The 19,626-nt window shown below is 67.3% G+C and carries 22 protein-coding genes; 11 read left to right on the forward strand and 11 right to left on the reverse strand.

What is annotated here, in order from left to right:
* Positions 1-5: 5 nt before the first annotated feature.
* Positions 6-818, reverse strand: a complete 813-nt coding sequence (dapB, locus tag AIOL_RS18060; RefSeq protein ID WP_049644264.1) for a 4-hydroxy-tetrahydrodipicolinate reductase — start codon at positions 816-818, stop codon at positions 6-8.
* A gap of 86 nt (positions 819-904) precedes the next feature.
* On the opposite strand from dapB, the gene AIOL_RS18065 reads away from it, so the two are divergent.
* The 6 genes from AIOL_RS18065 (at position 905) to AIOL_RS18090 (ending at position 5,570) form a co-directional block, all read left to right on the forward strand.
* Positions 905-1,612 (forward strand): polysaccharide deacetylase family protein, encoded by a 708-nt coding sequence (locus tag AIOL_RS18065; RefSeq protein WP_049644265.1) that lies wholly within the window; start codon positions 905-907, stop codon positions 1,610-1,612.
* Positions 1,613-1,696: 84 nt separating this feature from the next.
* Positions 1,697-2,095 carry a 30S ribosome-binding factor RbfA gene (gene rbfA, locus AIOL_RS18070; RefSeq protein ID WP_049645527.1) on the forward strand — a complete coding sequence of 133 codons (399 nt, stop codon included), beginning with the start codon at positions 1,697-1,699 and terminating at the stop codon, positions 2,093-2,095.
* Positions 2,096-2,827 carry a phosphodiester glycosidase family protein gene (locus AIOL_RS18075; protein ID WP_049644266.1) on the forward strand — a complete coding sequence of 244 codons (732 nt, stop codon included), beginning with the start codon at positions 2,096-2,098 and terminating at the stop codon, positions 2,825-2,827. It abuts the gene before it with no gap.
* Positions 2,828-2,882: 55 nt separating this feature from the next.
* Positions 2,883-3,788 carry a tRNA pseudouridine(55) synthase TruB gene (gene truB / locus AIOL_RS18080; protein ID WP_049644267.1) on the forward strand — a complete coding sequence of 302 codons (906 nt, stop codon included), beginning with the start codon at positions 2,883-2,885 and terminating at the stop codon, positions 3,786-3,788.
* Positions 3,785-4,306: a DUF1643 domain-containing protein gene (locus tag AIOL_RS18085; protein WP_049644268.1), complete on the forward strand. Its 522-nt coding sequence runs from the start codon at positions 3,785-3,787 to the stop codon at positions 4,304-4,306. Before truB ends, AIOL_RS18085 begins: the two co-directional genes overlap by 4 nt.
* A 79-nt stretch (positions 4,307-4,385) precedes the next feature.
* Positions 4,386-5,570: a M24 family metallopeptidase gene (locus AIOL_RS18090; RefSeq protein WP_049644269.1), complete on the forward strand. Its 1,185-nt coding sequence runs from the start codon at positions 4,386-4,388 to the stop codon at positions 5,568-5,570.
* A 64-nt stretch (positions 5,571-5,634) separates the two neighbouring features.
* Here the strand turns inward: AIOL_RS18090 and AIOL_RS18095 are convergent, their stop codons facing one another.
* Positions 5,635-7,467, reverse strand: coding sequence for a calcium-binding protein (locus AIOL_RS18095; RefSeq protein WP_049644270.1), 1,833 nt, complete (start codon positions 7,465-7,467; stop codon positions 5,635-5,637).
* 316 nt (positions 7,468-7,783) lie between these two features.
* Between AIOL_RS18095 and rpsO the strand changes: the two genes are divergently transcribed.
* The 3 genes from rpsO (at position 7,784) to AIOL_RS18110 (ending at position 9,476) form a co-directional block, all read left to right on the forward strand.
* On the forward strand, positions 7,784-8,053 hold the full coding sequence (rpsO, locus tag AIOL_RS18100) for a 30S ribosomal protein S15 (protein ID WP_049645528.1): 270 nt from the start codon (positions 7,784-7,786) through the stop codon (positions 8,051-8,053).
* 155 nt (positions 8,054-8,208) lie between these two features.
* Positions 8,209-8,787: a nitroreductase family protein gene (locus tag AIOL_RS18105; protein ID WP_049644271.1), complete on the forward strand. Its 579-nt coding sequence runs from the start codon at positions 8,209-8,211 to the stop codon at positions 8,785-8,787.
* A complete protein-coding gene (locus AIOL_RS18110; RefSeq protein ID WP_160314525.1) occupies positions 8,784-9,476 on the forward strand; it encodes an EI24 domain-containing protein in 693 nt (230 codons plus the stop codon). Before AIOL_RS18105 ends, AIOL_RS18110 begins: the two co-directional genes overlap by 4 nt.
* A gap of 6 nt (positions 9,477-9,482) precedes the next feature.
* Here AIOL_RS18110 and AIOL_RS18115 read toward each other — a convergent pair whose 3' ends face one another.
* The 9 genes from AIOL_RS18115 to sfsA form a co-directional block, all read right to left on the reverse strand.
* On the reverse strand, positions 9,483-9,950 hold the full coding sequence (locus AIOL_RS18115; RefSeq protein ID WP_049644273.1) for a DNA polymerase III subunit gamma/tau: 468 nt from the start codon (positions 9,948-9,950) through the stop codon (positions 9,483-9,485).
* A 36-nt stretch (positions 9,951-9,986) separates the two neighbouring features.
* Positions 9,987-10,949, reverse strand: a complete 963-nt coding sequence (gene nudC / locus AIOL_RS18120) for an NAD(+) diphosphatase (protein ID WP_049644274.1) — start codon at positions 10,947-10,949, stop codon at positions 9,987-9,989.
* A gap of 153 nt (positions 10,950-11,102) precedes the next feature.
* Complete coding sequence (gene hpaH / locus AIOL_RS18125; protein ID WP_049644275.1) at positions 11,103-11,924, reverse strand: 2-oxo-hept-4-ene-1,7-dioate hydratase; 822 nt, start codon at positions 11,922-11,924, stop codon at positions 11,103-11,105.
* Complete coding sequence (locus tag AIOL_RS18130; protein WP_049644276.1) at positions 11,921-12,769, reverse strand: fumarylacetoacetate hydrolase family protein; 849 nt, start codon at positions 12,767-12,769, stop codon at positions 11,921-11,923. Before AIOL_RS18130 ends, hpaH begins: the two co-directional genes overlap by 4 nt.
* 57 nt (positions 12,770-12,826) lie before the next feature.
* Positions 12,827-13,810 carry a 3,4-dihydroxyphenylacetate 2,3-dioxygenase gene (gene hpaD, locus AIOL_RS18135; protein ID WP_049644277.1) on the reverse strand — a complete coding sequence of 328 codons (984 nt, stop codon included), beginning with the start codon at positions 13,808-13,810 and terminating at the stop codon, positions 12,827-12,829.
* Between the two features lie 122 nt (positions 13,811-13,932).
* A complete protein-coding gene (hpaE, locus tag AIOL_RS18140; RefSeq protein ID WP_049644278.1) occupies positions 13,933-15,447 on the reverse strand; it encodes a 5-carboxymethyl-2-hydroxymuconate semialdehyde dehydrogenase in 1,515 nt (504 codons plus the stop codon).
* A gap of 153 nt (positions 15,448-15,600) precedes the next feature.
* Positions 15,601-16,527 (reverse strand): serine hydrolase domain-containing protein, encoded by a 927-nt coding sequence (locus AIOL_RS18145; RefSeq protein WP_152912587.1) that lies wholly within the window; start codon positions 16,525-16,527, stop codon positions 15,601-15,603.
* On the reverse strand, positions 16,527-17,342 hold the full coding sequence (gene map, locus AIOL_RS18150) for a type I methionyl aminopeptidase (RefSeq protein ID WP_235439084.1): 816 nt from the start codon (positions 17,340-17,342) through the stop codon (positions 16,527-16,529). The genes AIOL_RS18145 and map overlap by 1 nt, the downstream gene beginning before the upstream one ends.
* A gap of 56 nt (positions 17,343-17,398) precedes the next feature.
* Positions 17,399-18,103, reverse strand: coding sequence for a DNA/RNA nuclease SfsA (gene sfsA, locus AIOL_RS18155; RefSeq protein ID WP_049644281.1), 705 nt, complete (start codon positions 18,101-18,103; stop codon positions 17,399-17,401).
* Positions 18,104-18,194: 91 nt separating this feature from the next.
* Between sfsA and AIOL_RS18160 the strand changes: the two genes are divergently transcribed.
* Both AIOL_RS18160 and AIOL_RS18165 read left to right on the forward strand, forming a co-directional pair.
* Positions 18,195-18,923, forward strand: a complete 729-nt coding sequence (locus AIOL_RS18160) for a competence/damage-inducible protein A (protein ID WP_049644282.1) — start codon at positions 18,195-18,197, stop codon at positions 18,921-18,923.
* Complete coding sequence (locus AIOL_RS18165) at positions 18,920-19,615, forward strand: GNAT family N-acetyltransferase (protein WP_049644283.1); 696 nt, start codon at positions 18,920-18,922, stop codon at positions 19,613-19,615. Before AIOL_RS18160 ends, AIOL_RS18165 begins: the two co-directional genes overlap by 4 nt.
* Positions 19,616-19,626: the final 11 nt, after the last annotated feature.

The raw sequence follows: 19,626 nt of genomic DNA on the forward strand, positions 1-19,626 counted from the left end.
TTGGATCAGTTTAATCCAAGCACGTCCATCATGTCGTATTGCCCCGGCTTTTGCCCCTGCCCCCAAAGCGCGGCCCGCAGCGCGCCCTTGGCGAACAGGCTGCGATCGCTGGCCACGTGGCGCAGGGTGAGGCGCTCGCCGGCGCCCGCGAAGACCACGTCATGCTCGCCGATGATGTCGCCGCCGCGGATCGCGGTGAAGCCGATGTCGCCGCGCTTGCGGGCGCCGGTGATGCCGTCGCGGCCCCGGTCGGCGACGTCCTCTAACGCAACGCCGCGCCCCTCAGCCGCGGCCTCGCCCAGCATCAGCGCGGTGCCCGAGGGCGCGTCGACCTTTTGGTTGTGATGCGCCTCGATGACCTCGATGTCGAAATCCTCGTCCAGCGCGGCAGAGACCATGCGGGTCAGCTTCACCAGCAGGTTGACGCCCAGGCTCATATTGCCGGCGCGCACGATCACCGCATGGCGCGATGCGGGCTCGAGTGCTGCGATCTCCTCGGCGCTCATGCCCGTGGTGCCGATGACATGCACCACGCGGGCCTGCGCGGCGATGCGCGCGAACTCCAAGGTCGCCGCGGGGGCGGTGAAGTCCAGCACGGCCTGCGCCTTGGCGAAGGCCTCCAGCGGGTCGTCGGTCACGGTCACGCCCAGGTCCGCGCCGCCCATGGCCGCGCCCAGGTCCTGCCCCAGCCAGGGGTGGCCCGCGCGTTCGACCGCGCCCACCAGCCGCGCCTTGTCCGAGCCCAGCACCGTGCGCACCAGCATCTGCCCCATGCGCCCGCTGGCGCCCGTCACCACGATCCCAGGTCGTTCCGTCATCTCGCCCTCCGTTTGCGCCCCTGTACCCTGCCGCCCCGCGCTTGGCAAAGCTTGTGTTTCACCTCCGCACCGTTCAAGCAGCGGGAATGCGTTACTTGTTCATTGCGATCTGTATCCTGGCCGCCGCGTTTTACGGGCTGCGCGAACTGGCGCGGGTCGAGAGCGTGCAGTTGTTCGGCGAAATGCGCAGCCACGGGCCGCAGGACCGGCCCCGCGTTGCGCTGACCTTTGACGACGGCCCGAGCCAGCCTCACACGACCGAGGTGCTGGCTATGCTGGCCGAGCAGGACGCCGTGGCGACCTTCTTTTTGATCGGAGAGGCGATCGCAAAGCACCCCGAGGCCAGCCGCGCCATCGCTGAGGCCGGCCATGAGATCGGCAACCACTCTTATACCCACGCGCGGATGGTGTTCCGCGCGCCGGGCTTTGTGCGCCGCGAGCTGGACCAGACGGACGCCGCGATCCGGGGCCTGGGCTATGACGGCCCGATCCACTTCCGCGCGCCCTATGGCAACAAGCTCTTTGTGCTGCCCTGGGTGCTTGCCCGGCAGAACCGGCTCTCGGTGATGTGGAGCCTGGAGGGCGACGGCGATCTGGCGCTGCAAAAGGACCCGGCGGCGCTGGCCAAGCATGTGGTGTCGCAGGCGCGGGCGGGGGATATCATCCTGCTGCACCCGATGTACTCCACCCGCCCGGGAACGCGGGCAGCGCTGCCTGCGATCCTCACCGGGCTGCGCGATCGCGGCTTTGAGCTGGTCACCGTTTCAGAGCTTCTTGGCAAAGCGCCACACTGAACGCTTCCAAAACCGCTGAAAGTGTCATAACTAGGTCAGCCCAGCGCAGGCTGGGATGTGCCGCAGATCAGGACCACGCGTTTCATGGGCAAGCAATCTCATAATCCGGGCCGCGCCCCGTCGCAGCGCCAGCTGCGCGTCGGAGAGCTGATCCGGCGCACGCTGTCAGACGTGCTTAACCGCGGGGACATTCACGACCCCGATCTGAACCGCATGTCGATCACGGTGTCCGAGGTGCGCACCTCGCCCGACCTCAAGGTCGCGACGGCTTACGTATTGCCGCTGGGCGGGAACTTTCGCGAGGAAGCGCTCGACGCCTTGCGCCGCAACCGCGGCGAGCTGCGCCGGGCGATCAACAAGGGCCTGACGCTGAAATTCTCGCCCGAGCTGCGCTTTGTGCTGGACGAGAGCTTTGACCGCATGGATGAGACCCGGCGCCTGCTGGGCCAAGACGACGTGCGGCGGGATATTGACGAGGGCTAGATGCGGGGGCTTGCGCTGCTCATCGCGACGCTGCTCGCGCCCGCGACGCAAGCCGCAGAATGCCAAGCCGCGCGCTTTGACGGCGCCGGTTTTACCTGGTGCGTGGTGGATCTTGAGGCAGAGCAGATGCGGCTCTGGCTGCATGACGACGCGGGCACGCCCTTTGGCAGCTTTGACCGGCTGGATCAGCATCTAAGCCAGAGCGGCGCGCGCCTGGGCATCGCGATGAACGCGGGCATGTACCACCCCGACCGCGCGCCGGTGGGCCTATATGTCGAGCAATCAAAGACCCTGGCGCCGATTGTGACCCGCGCCGGGCCCGGCAACTTCGGCATGCTCCCGAACGGCGTGCTCTGCCTGCGCGACGGCGGGGCCGCCGTGATGGACAGCCGCGCGCATGCCGGGACGCTTGATTGCCGCTTTGCGACGCAATCCGGGCCGTTGCTGGTGATCGACGGCGCGCTTCACCCGCGCTTTCTGGCCGATAGCGACAGCCGCCACATCCGCAACGGCGTGGGCGTGCGCGCCAATGGCCGCGAGGTGGTGCTGGGGATCTCCGACGAGCCGGTGAACTTCCATCACTTCGCGCGGTTCTTCCGCGACCTGGCCGGCACGGCGAACGCTCTTTACCTGGATGGCAAGGTCTCCAAGCTCTACGTGCCCGGGCTGGACCGGCACGACCTGGGGCTGCCGATGGGACCGATCATAGGCACGGTTAAGCCCGCCGGTTGACATTGGCGCACCGGGCGCGGTAGCCGACGCGCTCGTAAAAACAGGAACAAGTAGCATGGCACGCAAGCGCAAGGGACTCGACATCTCGGGCTGGCTGGTGGTGGACAAGCCCGCGGGCATGACCTCGACCGCGGTGGTCAACAAGGTCCGCTGGGCGTATGAGGCCAAGAAGGCCGGGCATGCGGGCACGCTGGACCCCGAGGCGACCGGCGTTTTGGCCGTGGCCCTGGGCGAGGCCACCAAGACGGTGCCCTATATCACCGACGCGCTGAAGGCCTACCGCTTCACCACGCGGCTGGGCCAGGCCACCAACACCGACGACGCCGAGGGCGAGGTGATCGCCAGCTCTGATACCCGCCCGGATGACGACGCGATCAAGGCCGCGCTGCCCAGCTTTGAGGGCGACGTCATGCAGGTGCCGCCGCAATTCTCCGCCGTGAAGATCGACGGCGAGCGCGCCTATAAGCGCGCCCGCGATGGCGAGGAGATGGAGATCGCCGCCCGCCCGCTTTTTGTGGACGAGCTGTCCTTCGTTGAGCGCCCGGACGCGGATCACGTGGTTTTGGACCTGGTCTGCGGCAAGGGCGGCTATGTGCGCTCGATCGCGCGCGACCTGGGCGAGATGCTGGGCTGCAAGGGCCATGTGACCACGCTGCGGCGGCTCTGGTCCGGGCCGTTCGAGGCCTCGGACGGGCTGACCCTCGCGCAGATCGACGAGATGGCGAAGTCGCCGGATCTGGACGGTTTTCTGCGGCCGCTGGAGGACGGGCTGTTCGACCTGCCAGAGCTGCGCTGCACGCCAGAGGGCGCGGCCCGGCTGCGCAACGGCAACCCCGGCATGGTGTTCAGCTCCGAGGCGGAATACGGCGACGAGGCCTGGGCCAGCTTTGATGGCAAGGCCGTGGCGGTGGGCACTTACCGCGCGGGCGAGCTGCACCCCAGCCGGGTCTTCGTGCTTTGATCACACGCCGCCATGAGGCGGAAGGCTGCGCCTCTGTGGCCGAATACTCCGACTGCGAGCGCTACCGCTACAGCCTAACCCGGACCTGGGACCACCCCGGGCGCGGCGTGGCCTTCGTGATGCTCAACCCCTCCACCGCCAGCGAGCTGCGCAACGACCCCACCGTAGAGCGCTGCGAAAGGCGCGCCCGCGCGATGGGGTTCGGCGCGTTCCGGGTGGTGAACCTCTTTGCTTGGCGGGCCACCGACCCAAAGGACCTGCGCGCGGCCGCCGAACCGGTGGGCGAGGGCAACGACGCGGCGCTCTTGGCAAGCGCGGGATGGGCGCAGCAAATCATCTGCGGCTGGGGCACGCATGGCGCGCACCGTCAGCGCGGCGCGCAGGTCGAGGCGCTGCTGCGCGGCACGGGCCAAGAGCTCTTCGCGCTGGGTCTGACCAAAGAGGGTCACCCCAGGCACCCGCTCTATGTGGGCTACGCGCAAGGGCCGGTGGCTTGGAGCCCTCAGGGCGCGTGCTAAGATTGCCGGGGCGGGTGCTCGGGCCGCCAGGGCGTTAAACGCCATTCGACATCCCGGATCACCCCGCTAGTCTTGGCGCATGACCGATCCGATTCCCCCCTTCTCCGCCGCCGAGTATGATCGCCGCCTTGCCAAGGCGCGCGCCGCCATGGCCGCGCAGGACCTGGACGCCGTGATTGCCACCGATCCCTCGAACCAGGCCTGGCTGACCGGCTATGACGGCTGGTCCTTTTATGTGCATCAGGCGGTGGTGCTGCCGGCCGGCGGTCGCCCGCTTTGGTGGGGGCGCAATCAGGACGCGAACGGCGCCAAACGCACGGTGGACCTAAGCCGCACGGACGTGGCGGGCTATGCCGACCACTACGTGCAATCCACCACACGGCACCCGATGCAGGACCTCGCCGCGCGGCTCTCTGACATGGGGCTTGGCGCAGGCCGGATCGGCGTCGAGATGGACAATTACTATTACTCGGCCAAGGCCCATGCCGCCCTGTCCGAGGCACTGCCCCAGGCCACGCTCCTGGACGCGACGGCTTTGGTGAACTGGTGCCGCGCGGTGAAGTCCGACGAAGAGCTGGGCTTTATGCGCCGTGCGGCGCGCATCACCGAGAAGATCCAGCGCCATGCCATCGAGCGCGCCGCCCCCGGCCTGCGCAAGAACGAGCTGGCCGCAGGTATCATGGCCGAGGGCATTCTGGGCGTCGGCGAGGACTGGGGCGACTACCCCGCCATCGTGCCCCTGCTGCCAAGCGGGTCCGACGCCGCCGCGCCGCATCTGACCTGGGACGGGCGCGAGATGCGCGACGGCGAGGCGACGTTCTTTGAGCTTGCCGGCGTCTACCGGCGCTATCACGTGCCCTGCTCGCGCACCGTGTTCCTGGGCGATCCGCCGGACCACATCCGGCGCGCCGAGGCCGCGCTGATCGCCGGGTTAGAGGCGGGCCTGGACGCCGCCCGCGCGGGCAACCAGGCGCGCGACATCGCCAACGCCCTGGGCGCCGAGATGGAGAAGGCCGGGATCGAACGCGGCGCCCGCTGCGGCTATGCCATCGGGCTCAGCTATCCGCCGGACTGGGGCGAGCGCACGATCAGCCTGCGCGAGGAGGACGAGACCGTGCTAGAGCCCGACATGACCTTCCACTTCATGCCGGGTCTTTGGATGGATGACTGGGGCCTGGAGATCACCGAGCCCATTCGCATCACCGCGGAGGGCCCGGCGGAGTGCTTTTGCGATCTGCCGCGGGAATTGATCGCGAAGCCCTAGAGGGAACCCCCGGCGGGGCCTGGCTCACTTGTTGGCTTCTAAGCCAGGCGCCAACGGCGATGGTTTAGGCCGCCGAGCCGAGCGGGAAGATATCGGGCTCTACCGAGGCATAGACGTCTGACGCGGTGGCGGTCGGCGCGCCTTGCAGCACCGCCACCAGGTCACCGTTCACGATCACCACGGCATCAGAGCCATCCGCGGAAGGGCGCACCTCGACCACGGGTTCTTCATTCTCGCCGATCTGCGGGTTCAGCGACACGCGCAGGAAGTCCTCCCCGACCTGGAAGTCCGCCACCTGGGCCACCTCCAAACCGTCCGCGCCGTCATGGTATAGCCAGAACATGTCGCTGCCCGCGCCGCCTTCGGCGGTGTCGTGGCGGTCAAAGATAAGCGTGTCGTCGCCCTCGCCGCCCGCCAGGCTGTCCGCATCCTCGCCAATATGCCAGGCGAATTCGTGGTGCTCGATAATCTCGCGTTCCTCGGTGCGGCCAAGATGGTCGATCACGTCGTTGCCCGCGCCGCCCAGCAGCGTATCCGCGCCATGCCCGCCGCGGATCAGGTCATCGCCCGCGCCGCCGTCAATACTGTCATCGCCACCCGGCGCGCCGCCCGCATGCTCGCCGCCTTCCAGCACGTCATTGCCCGCGCCGCCTGTGATCACGTCAGCGCCGCTGCCGCCGTCGGCGTAGCCGCCGGTCTCGCCGGCGGTCAGATCATCCGCCCCCGCACCGCCGTACAAAGCCCCGCTTCCCGAGCCGCCGACAAGCGTGTCGTCGCCCTCGCCGCCAAAGGCATACCCGCCATCGCTGCCCAGAGTGATGAGGTCATCGCCCAGCGCCCCGTCAACCACTTGAACCACGCCATCCGTTCCAACGACGGGGGCGGTCTGCCCCATCTCCAAGGACGTGCTTGCGCCGGTGCCTTCGGCCAAGGCAACCGCGTCACCCGCATCGCTGAGCGTGAGGTCCTCCACACCCGCCGCAAGCGCCGAGCTTAGGGTCTCGCCCATTCCGACAAGGTTGTCGCTGTCCCGCTCCAACAGTTCACGCAGCGCAAGATCCCCCTCGGGGCCGAATGTCTCGTCGTTCGGACCCACCGGATCGAGCGGGTCACCGGCGCCTCCGTCCACCACTGGATCAGCCGGAGCATCCGGGTCCACGGGATCGAGGATTGTGTCGGGGTCAATGGGCTCTACAGGCCGCGGGTCCGGGGCGTTGGGGTCCACGGGATCAATGATCGTGTCGGGGTCAAGAGGCTCCACAGGCCGTGGGTCCGGCGCGTTCGGATCGACCGGGTCAATGACGCCCAAAAGCGGGTCCACCAATTCGCGATCCGGGTCAAGCTCGGTCTGCGGCGGCGCGTCGGGTGAAACCACTTGGCCTATTTCCTCGGCGACCAAGGCATCGGACAAGGAGATCTCAAAGATCGAGCCATCAACCGCATCGGGCAGGCGCAGCATGATGTCGTCCGCCGGAACCTCGCCCTGATCCTGGAATAGGATGGAGATCTCGGCCTCGCCACCGATATCGAAACGCGCCATTGCGCCGTCGGGGGTATCCATCGCCTCAAAGAGGATGCCGCCCGTCGTGCCCGAAAGATCAAGCTCCACGATATCCCGGTCGGGCTCGAAACTCTCGATGGTCATGTCGCCAGAGCCGCTGTCCAGGCTGTATATCTCGCCGGTCGCGCCCGCCTCGTCGCCCGATGCCCCGGTCGGGTCGTCCCCTTCGGGCGAGACGACGTCCTCCAGCGGCACGACCTGAGACTGCGGCTCCGCGCCGCCCGCTTCCGCGGCCGCGCCGTCATCCGCCTGGTCGTCGGCATCGCTATCGACTTCTACCAAGAAAGGCAGCGCCGCCAGGGGCACCAGTCCCAGTATGATCAAGGCCGCAAGCATGGTTCGCTCCAGTCATCCCAAGATGTCACAATAGCATTGATTGAGGCGGGAACGCTGGGAATAGTAGAGTCAATTTAAGGTAAATGGCTGGCGCCACCGGGATCTGCGGCCCCGGCTCGCCAGGGCGCGCGCCGAGAACGCGCCTCAACCGCCGCGGACAGGCGCAGGGACCGCCGCGAAGATTCCGCTTCCATTGCGCAAGGATTTCTCTTATACGCGCCCATCTTCGCCTCCAATGGGGGCAAAGACCCCTCCACGGGCCCTGCTGGACGACATCCCGGCTTGCGCCATCAACCCTTTAAGACAGGAGACCCCGATGTCGATCACTGCCGAAGAAAAGACCCGCCTGATGAAGGAATTCGCCACCAAAGAGGGCGACACCGGTTCGCCTGAGGTTCAGGTGGCCATCCTCACCAGCCGCATCGCGACCCTGACCGAGCACTTCAAGACCCACAAGAAGGACAACCACTCGCGCCGTGGCCTTCTAAAGCTGGTCGCGCAGCGCCGGAAGCTTTTGGACTACACAAAGGCCAAGGACGTGGCGCGCTATCAGGACATCATCAAGCGCTTGGGCATCCGCCGCTAAGGCCGCCCTTTGTCGCGACGCTGAGAGCCCGGGCCAGTCCCGGGCTTTTTGCTGTCTAGGCATGGCGGATTTCACGCAGTTGTCACCAAATGACCGCACCATGGCTTGAAGCCCGGCGCGTTCTTCCCAACATCAGCGAAAAACCTGGAGGACACATGCCCGACCCAAATCCCGCCGCCTCGGAATTCCTGCTGACCCGACGCTCGCGCCCGGCCAAGACACTCTCGGGGCCCGCGCCGGATCGCGCGGCGCTTGAACCGCTGCTGACAGCGGCTGCGCGCAGCCCCGATCACGGCAAGCTAGAGCCCTGGCGGTTCATCGTGCTGGAGCGCGGCGCCTTGGACCGGCTGGCCGCGCTGGTGCGCACGCGCGGCCCGGCGCTTGGGATCGAGCCCGAGAAGGTCGAGAAGGCCGCAAACGAGTACACCAATTCGCCGCTGGCCGTGGCGGTGGTCAGCGCGCCCAAGCCCTCAGAGAAGGTCCCCGAGATCGAGCAGGTCTACTCCGCCGGGGCGGTCTGCCTGGCGCTGTTGAACGCGGCGCTGGCCGCGGGTTGGGGCGCGAACTGGCTTTCGGGCTGGCCCAGCCATGACCGTGACTTCATCCGCGACGGGCTGGGGCTTGCCGATCACGAACGGGTGGCCGGGCTGATGCATATCGGGACCGAAACCGTCGCGCCTCCAGAGCGCCCGCGGCCGGACCTGGACGCCATCACCGAGTGGCGTTCCGCGTGAACGCCACCGCCCTGCCCCGCGCGCTGTCGCTGGCGCTCGCGCAGCTCGCCGACAGGCGCATCCTTGGGATCCTGGTCCTGGCGCTGGTGATTGCCGTGCTGGTCACCGGGCCATTCCTGCTGGTGATTGTCGGTATCGCCGCGGTGATCGACTGGATCCCATCGCCCGCCGGGCTTTGGGGCGGCGAGACCTCAGAGCAGGGCGGCGGCTGGGTGCGCTGGTCGTCCTGGCTCTTTTGGACCTACATCATGTCGCCCCTCGCCGTGGCCATCATCGGCGCGCTGTTGGAGCCCATCGTGGAGGCGGTGGAGGCGCGCCACTACCCGCACTTGCCAAAGGTCCGCAGGCGCGGCGCGGGCGAGGTCATCGGCTACGCGCTACGGTTCTTGGGTTTGATGCTGGGCGTCAGCCTTGCGGCCTGGGTCATCGCCTGGCTCACCGGGCTGCCCGCCGCACTGCTGTTTGTGCTGGCCGGCGGCTATCTGATCGCAAGAGAGTATTTCGAAACCGTGGCGCTGCGGCGGGTGCCGACGCCAGAGGCGAAGGCGGCCTTCCGCACAGGCATATTGCCGCTTTGCGCGGTCGGCCTATTGGTCGGGCTTGGCTTGAACATCCCGGTGGTACAGCTTGTCGCCCCGCTCATAGGGGTCGCCGCGTTCACGCATCTCTACCACGCCAGCCCGAGCTAGGCCGCGCTACGCCGATTCTTTGTACTTTCTCTCCACGTCTTGCGCGAATTGCCAGGTGCGGTTCGCAAAGCGCTTGTTGAGGTTGCCGCGCGCGAATTTCAGCGATTGCACCAGCAGGCGTCCCGCCAAGGTCCGCGCCTTAAGATCGACAGAGACCTGCATACGCGTGCGGCGCGGCGACAGGGCCACCAGCTCTAGCGCCACATCGCCCTCAAGCCCGCCGGCTTCCGTCGCGGTGACAAAGCCATTCGGCGCCTCAAATTCGGTCATCCGGGCGTAGACCTCGCGCATGCGGCCACGGAACTTAAACTTCAGGTTCCACTCCGATCCGATGCCCGGCTTGCCGTAAGCATCATGGCGCTGCACCTCGGCGCCGCGGCGCAGGGCCTGGCGCTCGAAGCCGTCAAAATCAGTGACCGAAGCAAAGACGTGCTCGATCGGTGCTTCGATGTCTTCTTTGGTCGAAAAACGCATGCTGCTGCTCTATGTCTTATTGGTCTTTTCGCCGGGTTAATCTAGCGCGTCTCGCAGCCAATTCCAAATAAGGAAATGCGCGATTGCGCCCTTTCGGGCCGGTTTCATGGCGTCGCTGTTGCCCGCAAACACATCCATCATCTGCTCGCGGGTGACCCACTTGGCATCCTCGATCTCATTGGGGTCAATTGTGATCTCGTCAGAGGTCGCCTCGCCCCAGCAGCCGAACATCAGCGAGTTGGGATAGGGCCAGGGCTGCGAGCTGAGATACTCCACCGCGCCCACGCGCACGCCGGCCTCCTCGAAGACCTCGCGGCGCACCGCGGCCTCGATGGTCTCGCCCGGTTCCACGAAGCCCGCCAGCAGCGAGTACATCTCCTCCGGCCAGCCGGGAGAACGCCCCATCAGCACCTTGTTGCCGCGGGTGATCAGCATGATCACCACCGGGTCCGTGCGCGGAAAATGCGGCGCGTTGCAGGCCGAGCAATTGCGCTGCCACCCGGCGTTCGTGATCTCGGAGCGGCTGCCGCAGCGGGCGCAGAACTTATGCGTCCGGTGCCAGTTAAACAGCGCCTGCGCGGTGACAATCAGCTCGGCGTCACGCGCCGATAGCCGCGTCATGACTCCGCGCAATTCGTGAAACACATAGCCGGGGCCAAGCGCCGGATGCGCCACCTCGGAGGGGTCAAAGAACTGCCCCATCGTGTCCGGCAGCGCCTCTGGCTCCCAATGCGAGATGTCGTAGGCAAAGCGCGCGCCCGCCTCGTCGAGACCCAGAAACAGCGGAGCCGCCGCGCCCTGCAGGACCGGGTGATCCGTCTTGACCAGCCCCGCCGCGTCGCGGTCCTCGCCCGCAAGCAAGGGCTTGCCGCGCCAGAACACCAGCCCGCGGGCCTGCGGGTCCGCCAGAAGCCGCGAAATCGCCTCCGGCTTGTCCCGAAGCTCGGCCGCCCGGTCCAAGCCAGAGCCCCCGAATGTCACCTCTTCCGCGATCTTCATGTTTCGATCTCCCTGGCGACTGTCTGGCATGCCGGGCCGCCGCGCGCAAACGGTCAGGCGGCCCCAAAGGCCGGGTTTTTTCGCAAGGCAAGCGCCCAAGTCCAGGTCAGCAGCCAGGCCGCCCCGCCCCGCGGGGCCTTCAATGCTCCGTCACTAGCGCGGCGCCGGGCGCGCGCCGCCTGCAAAGGCGATCTCCACCGACCCGAACGGGCCAAAATCTGCATGGATCTCTGCCCCGGGCGGGCATTCCACCGGGCGGATGAAGCTGCCCGACAGGATCACCTGACCGGGTTCGATGCTCTGGCCGTATTGCGCCATGCGTCGGGCCAGCCAGACCACGCTCTCGACCGGGTCGTTCAGCACGCCCGCGCCCAGCCCGGTTTCCTCGACCTCCCCGTTGCGCGACACGATCGCCCCGACCCAGCGCAGGTCGCTGTCGGGGGGGTGCCGTTCGCGCCCCAGGACGATCCCGGCATTGGCGGCGTTGTCGCTGATCGTGTCGAAGATCCTGCGCGGCTGGCCGGAGGCGGCGTCGCGGCGCTCGACCCGGGTGTCGAGGATCTCGATTGCGGGGGCCACGTATTGCGTCGCGGCCATCACGTCCGCGCGCGTGACGCCCTCGCCGCCCACCGCGCCGCCCATGACAAAGGCGATCTCGGCCTCGATCCTCGGCTGGATGAAGCGCCCCGCCGGCACCGTCGCGCCGCTGTCAAAGGCCATGTCGTCGAACAATATTCCGCTGTCCGGGATGTCGATGCCCAGCGCCGATTGCATCGCCTTCGAGGTCAGCCCGATCTTCCAGCCGATCACGCGGCGCCCCTGCTCGAGCTTGGCGGCGAGGATGGCGGATTGGATGGCATAGGCGTCATCCATGGAGATCTCCGGGTGGCGCAGCGTCAAGAGCCCGATCTGCTGCCCGGTGCGCTCGGCCCGCAGCAGATCCGCGGCGGCGGCGGCGTGTTCCTGGGGGGTCATTCGTCCACCACTCCGTTCTTGAGGATGCCGATGCCCTGGGCCTCAACCTCAACCTCGTCGCCGGGTTTGAGGAAGATCGGCGGGTCGAACCGCGCCCCCGCCCCGGTGGGGGTGCCGGTGACGATGATGTCGCCGGGCACCAGGGTGGTGAAGGTCGAGATATACGCGATCTGCCGCCGGATCGGGAACAGCATCCGTCCGGTGCGGTCCTCTTGGCGGGTCTCGCCGTTCACTCGGGTGGTCAGCCGCACATCGTCCAACTGCGCGGGGTCCTCAAACGGTACCAGCCAGGGGCCCATCGCGCCGGAGCCGTCCCAGTTCTTGCCCTGTGTGACGTTGAACTTGGCGTGGCGCACCCAGTCACGGATCGTGCCCTCGTTGCACAGCGTCAGCGCGGCGATGTGGTCATAGGCCTGCGCCTGCGGGATGCGCCGCCCGGCCTTGCCGATCACCACGGCGATCTCGCCCTCGTAGTCCAGCTTGTGGCTCTCCGGCGGGCGGGTCAGGGGCTGGCCATGCCCGGTGAAGCTGCGCGCGAATCGCGGGAATAGGGACATGTTCGGCGGCGCGTCCTGGCCGTCCTTATACTCGGCATTGCGGTCGGGGAAGTTCACGCCCACGCAGATGATCTTCTCGGGGTCGGGCACGGGGATGTCATAGCTGAACTCGGTATGGGTCACGTCGCGGCCGGCGGATGCCAGCGCCAGCTCTGCCAGGCCGCCCGCGGCGATGACGTCGCGCAGGGTCCTCCACTGCGGGAATTCGGGGGACAGCGCGGTGAAACCCGCCTCTGACACGGTCCCATAAAGCTGCGCGCCGCTCGCGCGTATGGTTGCAAATCTCATTTTCTTTCCTGCTTCTTCTTGGCCAAAAATACGGATGCGCGCCGCCTGCCGAACGCGCTACGGCGCGATGATCGGGCTGGCAGCGATGGTCGAGTCTTGCGTGTCCACGCCCACGAACCGCGTGCCATGCTGAAACCAGCTTTCCGGCGCGGGCGCCCCCCAAAGGGTCTGGCGCTGCGGGTCCTGCAGGTCCCATTTGATCGGCTCGAGGTCGGGATCAACGGTCTGGTAGTCCGAGCAGTAGATCTCGGTGCGGTGCCCGTCAGGGTCCAGGATATAGAGGAAGAACGCGTTCGAGATGCCGTGCCGCCCGGGCCCGCGCTCGATATTGCCGACATAGCCGGTGGTGGACATCAGATCCAAGAGGTCGATGATGTTCAGCGGCGTCGGCACCCAGAAGGCCAGGTGATGCATCCGGGGTCCCGTGCCGTTGGTGAAGGCCATGTCATGCACGCCGCCCTTGCGGTGCATCCAGGCCGCCCAAAGGCGCTTGCTCTCCTCATCCTCGGTGTATTCCGTCACGCGGAACCCAAACTGGGAGTAAAACGCCACGCTCTCGTCCACATTCGGCGAGAAGACATTGAAATGGTCGATCCGCAGAGGCTTGACCCCACGATAGAGCGCGTATTTCTGGTGGATCGGCTCCAGCCGGTCCATCTTGTGATAGAACTCCAGCGGGATGCCGAAATTGTCCGAGGTCAGCAGCGTGCGGCCCTGATAGGGGCGCTCGACCCATTGCGTCGGGCGGTTCTGGGACTGAAAGAACGCCTCGGCGCGGTCCAGGTCCTCCTCGTCGAAGGTCTTAAAGCCCATCACCTCCACCGTGCCGGGTTGCGCGGATCTCTGCAGGATCACGCAATGATGGCCGCGCTCCTCCATGGCGCGCAGATAGACATGAGTGTCATTCGCGTCGGTGACCTGAAGCCCCAGTATGTCGGAATAGAACTTTGTCGACGCGGCCAGATCAGAGACGTTCAGGCAGACATGGCTAAGCCGGATCGTATTGAATGGCGGGTAAAGGTTTGGTGCGGGGATCGGCACGTTGGCCTCCTGGTTTGTCGCGCCCCGGGCTTGACCCGGGGCCTCTAATTCAAATCTTGGCGCAGGTCCCGGGTCAAGCCTGGGACGGGTGGGCCCTGTCTTTGTCCTGTCTTAGTCCTGTCTCAGTCCAATGCGCCCAGCTTGCTGATCTTGTGCTGCCCGGTGGCGAAGCCGATATGCTTTTGCTCCATGTAGAACTCGAAGGACCAGTCGCCGCCGTCGCGCCCGATGCCGCTGGACTTCACCCCGCCGAAGGGCGTCGGCAGGTGGCGCACGTTCTCGGAGTTCACCCAGATCATGCCCGCCTCCAGCCGCTCGGTGAAGCGCAGCGCGCGGGTCAGGTCATTGGTCCAGACATAGCCGGTCAGGCCGTAGGGGCTGTCGTTGGCGATGGCCAGCGCCTCGTCCTCGGTCGCAAACGGGATCGAGGTCAGCACCGGGCCAAAGATCTCCTCCTGCGCGATGCGCATGTCGTTGGTGGCGCCGGTGAAGAGCGTCGGCTGCACGTAGTAGCCATCGCCGGGCGCCGCCTGGCCGCCCGCGGCGATCTCGGCCCCGTCCTGGCGCGCGATCTCGAAATAGCCCGTGACCTTGTCGAAATGCTCCCGCGCGATCAGCGGGCCGATCTCGGTGGCCGGGTCCAGCGGGTGGCCCACCTTGATGGCGTTCACGCGCTCCACCAGCCGGGCCTCGAAATCGGCGCGGATGCTGTCCTGCACCAGCAGGCGCGAGGACGAGGTGCAGCGCTCGCCGTTGATCGAGTAGATCATGAAGATCACCGCGTCCAGCGCCCGCTCCAGGTCGGCGTCCTCGAACACCACCACCGGGTTCTTGCCGCCCAGCTCCAGGTGGTTGCGCTTGAGCGTGGGCGCGCCCTGCTGCACGATCATGCTGCCGGTCTTGCTCTCGCCGACAAAGGCGATGGCGCGGATGGCGGGGTGCTCGCAGAGCGCGCGCCCGGCCTCCTCGCCGAACCCGTTCACCGTGTTGAGCACCCCCGGCGGCAGCCCGGCCGCCTCGGCGATCTCCACCAGCAGGCGCGCGGTCAGGGGCGACAGCTCGGCGGGCTTGTGCACCACGGTGCAGCCCGCGGCCAGCGCCGGCGCGATCTTCCAGGTCGACAGCATGAAGGGCGTGTTCCAGGGCGTGATCACGCCCACCGGGCCGATCGGCGCGCGGGTGGTGACGTTCATCAGGGTGGGCGAGGGCAGGTGCTGGCCGTCGCGGGCGCCGGAGACCTGGTCGGCGAAGTAGCGGAAGTTCTCGGCCCCGCGCAGCGCGGCCTTGGACATGAAGCGCCAGGCCTGGCCGGTGTCCCAGCACTCGCAGAGCGCGATCTCCTCGGCCCGCGCCTCGATCCCCTCGGCCACGCGCAGCAGGATCGCGCGCCGCTCCTTGGCGGGCATGTCGCGCCAGGCAGGAAAGGCCCCAGCGGCGGCCCGCGCGGCGGCGTCGATGTCGCGCCCGTCGCCCCGCGCAACCTGGCAGATCAGGCTCTTGTCAACCGGCGATCGGGATTGGAACGTCCCGCCCGCGCCGTCGTGATCCGCGCCGCCGATCCGGTTCAGGATGCCGGTGTTTTTGAAGCGCTCCAAGAGCTGGTTTAGGATCTCAAGGTTCTGATCAAGCGCGCCCAAAATTCTTCCCCCTGGGATTGTGCGGCCAGGGCGCGGGCCAAACATGCGGGCCCCGCCTGGCCGCTTCCCTTGCGTTAGACCGCGTGCCGGTGCGTGTGAAGCGAAATCAAGGCCCTACCGTGGATTGCACGACGGGCGTGGCGCGGGGGACGCTTAACGGTCGAGCGGCACCAAGATATCGCGCTGCAAGGCCAAGAGCGCCTCCGCGTCCTGACACCCGGAATAGAGCGCGGCGACGCTCCAACCACTGGCCAGCTGCACCACAAAGGCGCCTATATTCTCAGCCGAGACGCGCGTGCAGATCCCGCCGAAATGCCACATGTTGCGCCCCTTGGGCACGTTGCGCATCAGGACGCCCGGACCATAGAGCACCCCCGGGGCGACCTGCACGCTCGGCCAATCGGCCCGCGCCTCTAGCCCCGCAACGAAGCGCGCCAGATCCGGAGCCGCGCCCGCATAGCCCCCCGCCATGCCAAGCGCGCGCGTGCCCGGCGCCATGGCGAGGCTTTCCAGCCCCTGCCAGGAGCCCGCGCGGGCCTTGCAGGTCTCGAACGGGTCAGCCCCGCCAGCGGCGCGCAGGACGTCGCCCAGCACCAGGTAGTTCTCGTTATTGTAGCGATGCTCTGGCGTCGCCAGCGGGCGGGTCCTCAGCGCCTCGATGATCCGCTCGGCGTGGCGCGTGCTGCGCAGGGTGCGGCCCGTGGCGCCCTCCTGCGTGCTGTCCGGCCAGAGCCCGCTTGTGTGGGTGAGCAGCGCGCCCAGGGTGACCCTGCCCTGCGGGCCCTGCCACCCCAGATGCTGCTGCAAGGTATCGGCGAGCGACAGCGCGCCTGCCCGCGCCAGATCCAGCACGCATTGCGCCGCGAGGGTCTTGGAGACAGAGGCGAGAGGCATCGCGGCGCTCGGCGCCGCCGCCACCCCTAGCTGCTCGGTCAAAACGCCCTCGGGCGAGATCACGGCCAGGGTAGCGGGCGCGGCCCCATGCGAGGCGACCCAAGCGCGATAGGCGTCGCCGATCTCGGCGGCCCCGGCCTGAAACGGCCAGAGACCCAAGAGCAGAACCGCCAGCGCGGCCCGCATCACGCCGTGTATGTGGGGTGGTACTTATCGCCCGGTGATAGGGTGAATATCTCGAACCCATCGGCGGTCACGCCGATCGAGTGCTCGAACTGCGCGCTGAGGGATTTGTCGCGGGTCACCGCGGTCCAGTCATCGGCCAGCACCTTGGTCTCGGGGCGGCCCAGGTTCACCATCGGCTCGATGGTGAAGAACATGCCCTCCTCGAGCACCGCGCCGGTGCCCGCGCGCCCGTAGTGCAAGACGTTGGGCGGCGCGTGGAACACCCGCCCCAGCCCATGCCCGCAGAAGTCGCGCACCACGGACATGCGATGCGCCTCGACATAGGCCTGAATGGCGTGGCCGATATCGCCGAAAGTGTTGCCCGGCTTGACTGTCTCGATGCCCTTGAACAGCGCGTCATGGGTCACCTGGATCAGCCGCTCGGCGCGGCGGGAAAGCTTGCCCGCGACATACATCCGGCTGGTGTCGCCAAACCAGCCATCCACGATCACCGTGACGTCGATATTCAGGATGTCGCCATCCTTCAGCACCTTGCCGCCAGGGATGCCGTGGCAGACCACATGGTTCACGCTGATGCAGCTGGCGTGCTGATAGCCCTTATAGCCGATGGTGGCTGACTTCGCGCCCGCCGCCTCGACCGCGTTGCGGATGAAGTCATCCAACAAGGCGGTGGTCGCGCCGACCTGCACAAGAGGCGCCACGTTGTCGAGGATCTCAGCGGCCAAACGGCCCGCCGCGTGCATGCCCTCAAAATCGCTCGGCTCATAGATGCGAATGCCGTCTTTGGTCAGGCGTCCTCGGTTGCGCTCGTCCACGGGTCTGTCTCTCTGCTTGGTGTCGCGCTGCATATAGGGCAGGTCGCCGCCGAGGGCTAGGGGTCGACGGGTACGCAGTGGCGCAGCGTCACAGCCTCGGGCGTGATGGCGCAGTCATAGGCAATGACCTCAACGCCCGCCTGCATGGCCGCGTCAAAGGCGGCCGCATAGGCCGGGTCGATATCCGCGGCGATGCTGACCCGGTCGCAGTCGGTGCGCTGGATCAGAAAGAACACCACCGCGCGATGGCCCTGCCGGGCCATCTCGGCCAGGTCGCCCATATGCTTGGCGCCGCGGGCGGTGACGCTGTCGGGGAACTCGCCGAGGCCCGCCTGGCGGCTCAGCGTCACCGATTTCACCTCGACATAGGCATCGCGCCGACCGGGCGATTGCATCAGGAAATCGACGCGGCTCTTGGCGGCATAGGGCACCTCGGGCCGCACTAGGTCATAGCCCGAAAGCTCGGGCACGCGGCCCGCCATCAGCTCGGCCCGCAGCATCCGGTTCGGCAGGCTGGTGTCGACGCCGGTCAGATGCCCGTTCTCGTGATCGACCAGCCGCCAGCCGTATTTGAGCTTCTTCTTGGGGTCGTCATTGGGCTCTAGCCAGCAGCGCAGCCCGGGGTCCTTGAGGCCCATCATCGAGCCGGGATTGGCGCAATGGGCGGTGACCTCTCGCCCGTCCTCCAGCACCATATCGGCCAGGAAGCGCTTGTAGCGCCTCAGCAACCGTGCCGGGATGAGAGGGGTTTGAAACTTCATATGAGCGCTCTATACCGGGCGACGCAAAAATCTTGGAAGATTTTTGTCAAGAATTTTGGAAAATTCTTGCCCCCGCCCAGAGGAGACGTGCATGCCCAACCCCACCGCCGCGATGCTTGTGATCGGGGACGAGATCCTCTCGGGCCGGACGCGCGATGCGAATATGTACCACCTCGCGGGCGAGCTGACCAAGGTCGGGATCGACCTGTGCGAGGTGCGCGTGGTCTCGGACGACCGCGCGGCCATTATGGCCGCGGTGAACGCGCTTAGAAGCGCGTTTGACCACCTCTTCACCTCCGGCGGGATCGGCCCCACCCATGACGACATCACCGCCGATTGCGTGGCCGCCGCCTTTGGCGCGCAGATCGACGTGCGCGCGGATGCCCGCGCGATCCTAGCGGCGCATTACGCCCGCGCCGGGACCGAGATCAACGACGCGCGCCTGCGCATGGCGCGCATCCCCGACGGCGCGGTCCTGATCGACAACCCGATCTCTGCGGCGCCGGGTTTCACGCTGGAAAACGTGCATGTCATGGCCGGGGTGCCCGCGATCTTTCAGGCCATGGTCGCATCTGTCCTGCCCAAGCTTTCGGGCGGCGCTCCGCTGGTCAGCGAGAGCGTGCGGATCGAGCGCGGCGAGGGCGACGTGGCCGGTCCCTTGGCCGCGCTGGCCGCGGCCCATTCGGAGCTGTCGCTGGGATCCTACCCGTTCAGCCAGAACGGCATCTACGGCACCAATATCGTCGTGCGCGGCTCCGATGCGGAGAGCGTCGCCGCCGTGGCGCGGGACCTTAGGGCGCAATTTCCGGGCGCGATATGACGGCCGATCAGCTTTATGCGGTGATTGAGGCCACTTGGCCCCCGGCCGCCACGCGGCGCGACGGCGACTGGACATTGCGTGACGGCGCGGGGGGCGGCAAGCGCGTCAGCGCGGCGACCCTCGACGGCGCGGGCGCATGGGACGCCCAAAGCGCCCAGAGCCCCGCCCTGGTGATGGTCCGCGCGGGTGAGGACAGGCTCGATGCCGTGCTGGCGGGGCAGGGCTATGCGGTGGCCGACCCCACTGTGGCCTATGCCTGTCCCGTCGCGGCGCTGACGGGCGCGCCTTTGCCGCCGGTCTCCTCCTTTGCGCTGTGGCCGCCCTTGGCGATCCAGCGCGACCTCTGGGCGGAGGGCGGGATCGGACCGGAGCGCGTCGCGGTGATGGAGCGGGCGGGCGGCCCAAGGGCCGCGATCCTGGCGCGGCACAACGATCAGCCCGCCGGCACGGGTTTCGTTGCGATCCATGACAACGTCGCGATGATCCACGCCATCGAGGTCACCCCGGCGATGCGCCGCCAGGGCGTCGGCGCGAATATCTTGCGGCGCGCGGCGCTATGGGCGCAACATCAGGGCGCCACGACGCTTGCGCTGCTTGTGACCCGCGCGAACGCCCCGGCCAACGCGCTCTACTCTTCCCTGGGGATGCAGATTGTGGGACACTATCACTACCGCACAAAAGAAGGCGCCTGACGCCCGGAGCA

This window comes from Candidatus Rhodobacter oscarellae (assembly GCF_001078595.1).
GTDB classification, from domain to species: Bacteria; Pseudomonadota; Alphaproteobacteria; order Rhodobacterales; family Rhodobacteraceae; genus Rhodobacter_B; species Rhodobacter_B oscarellae.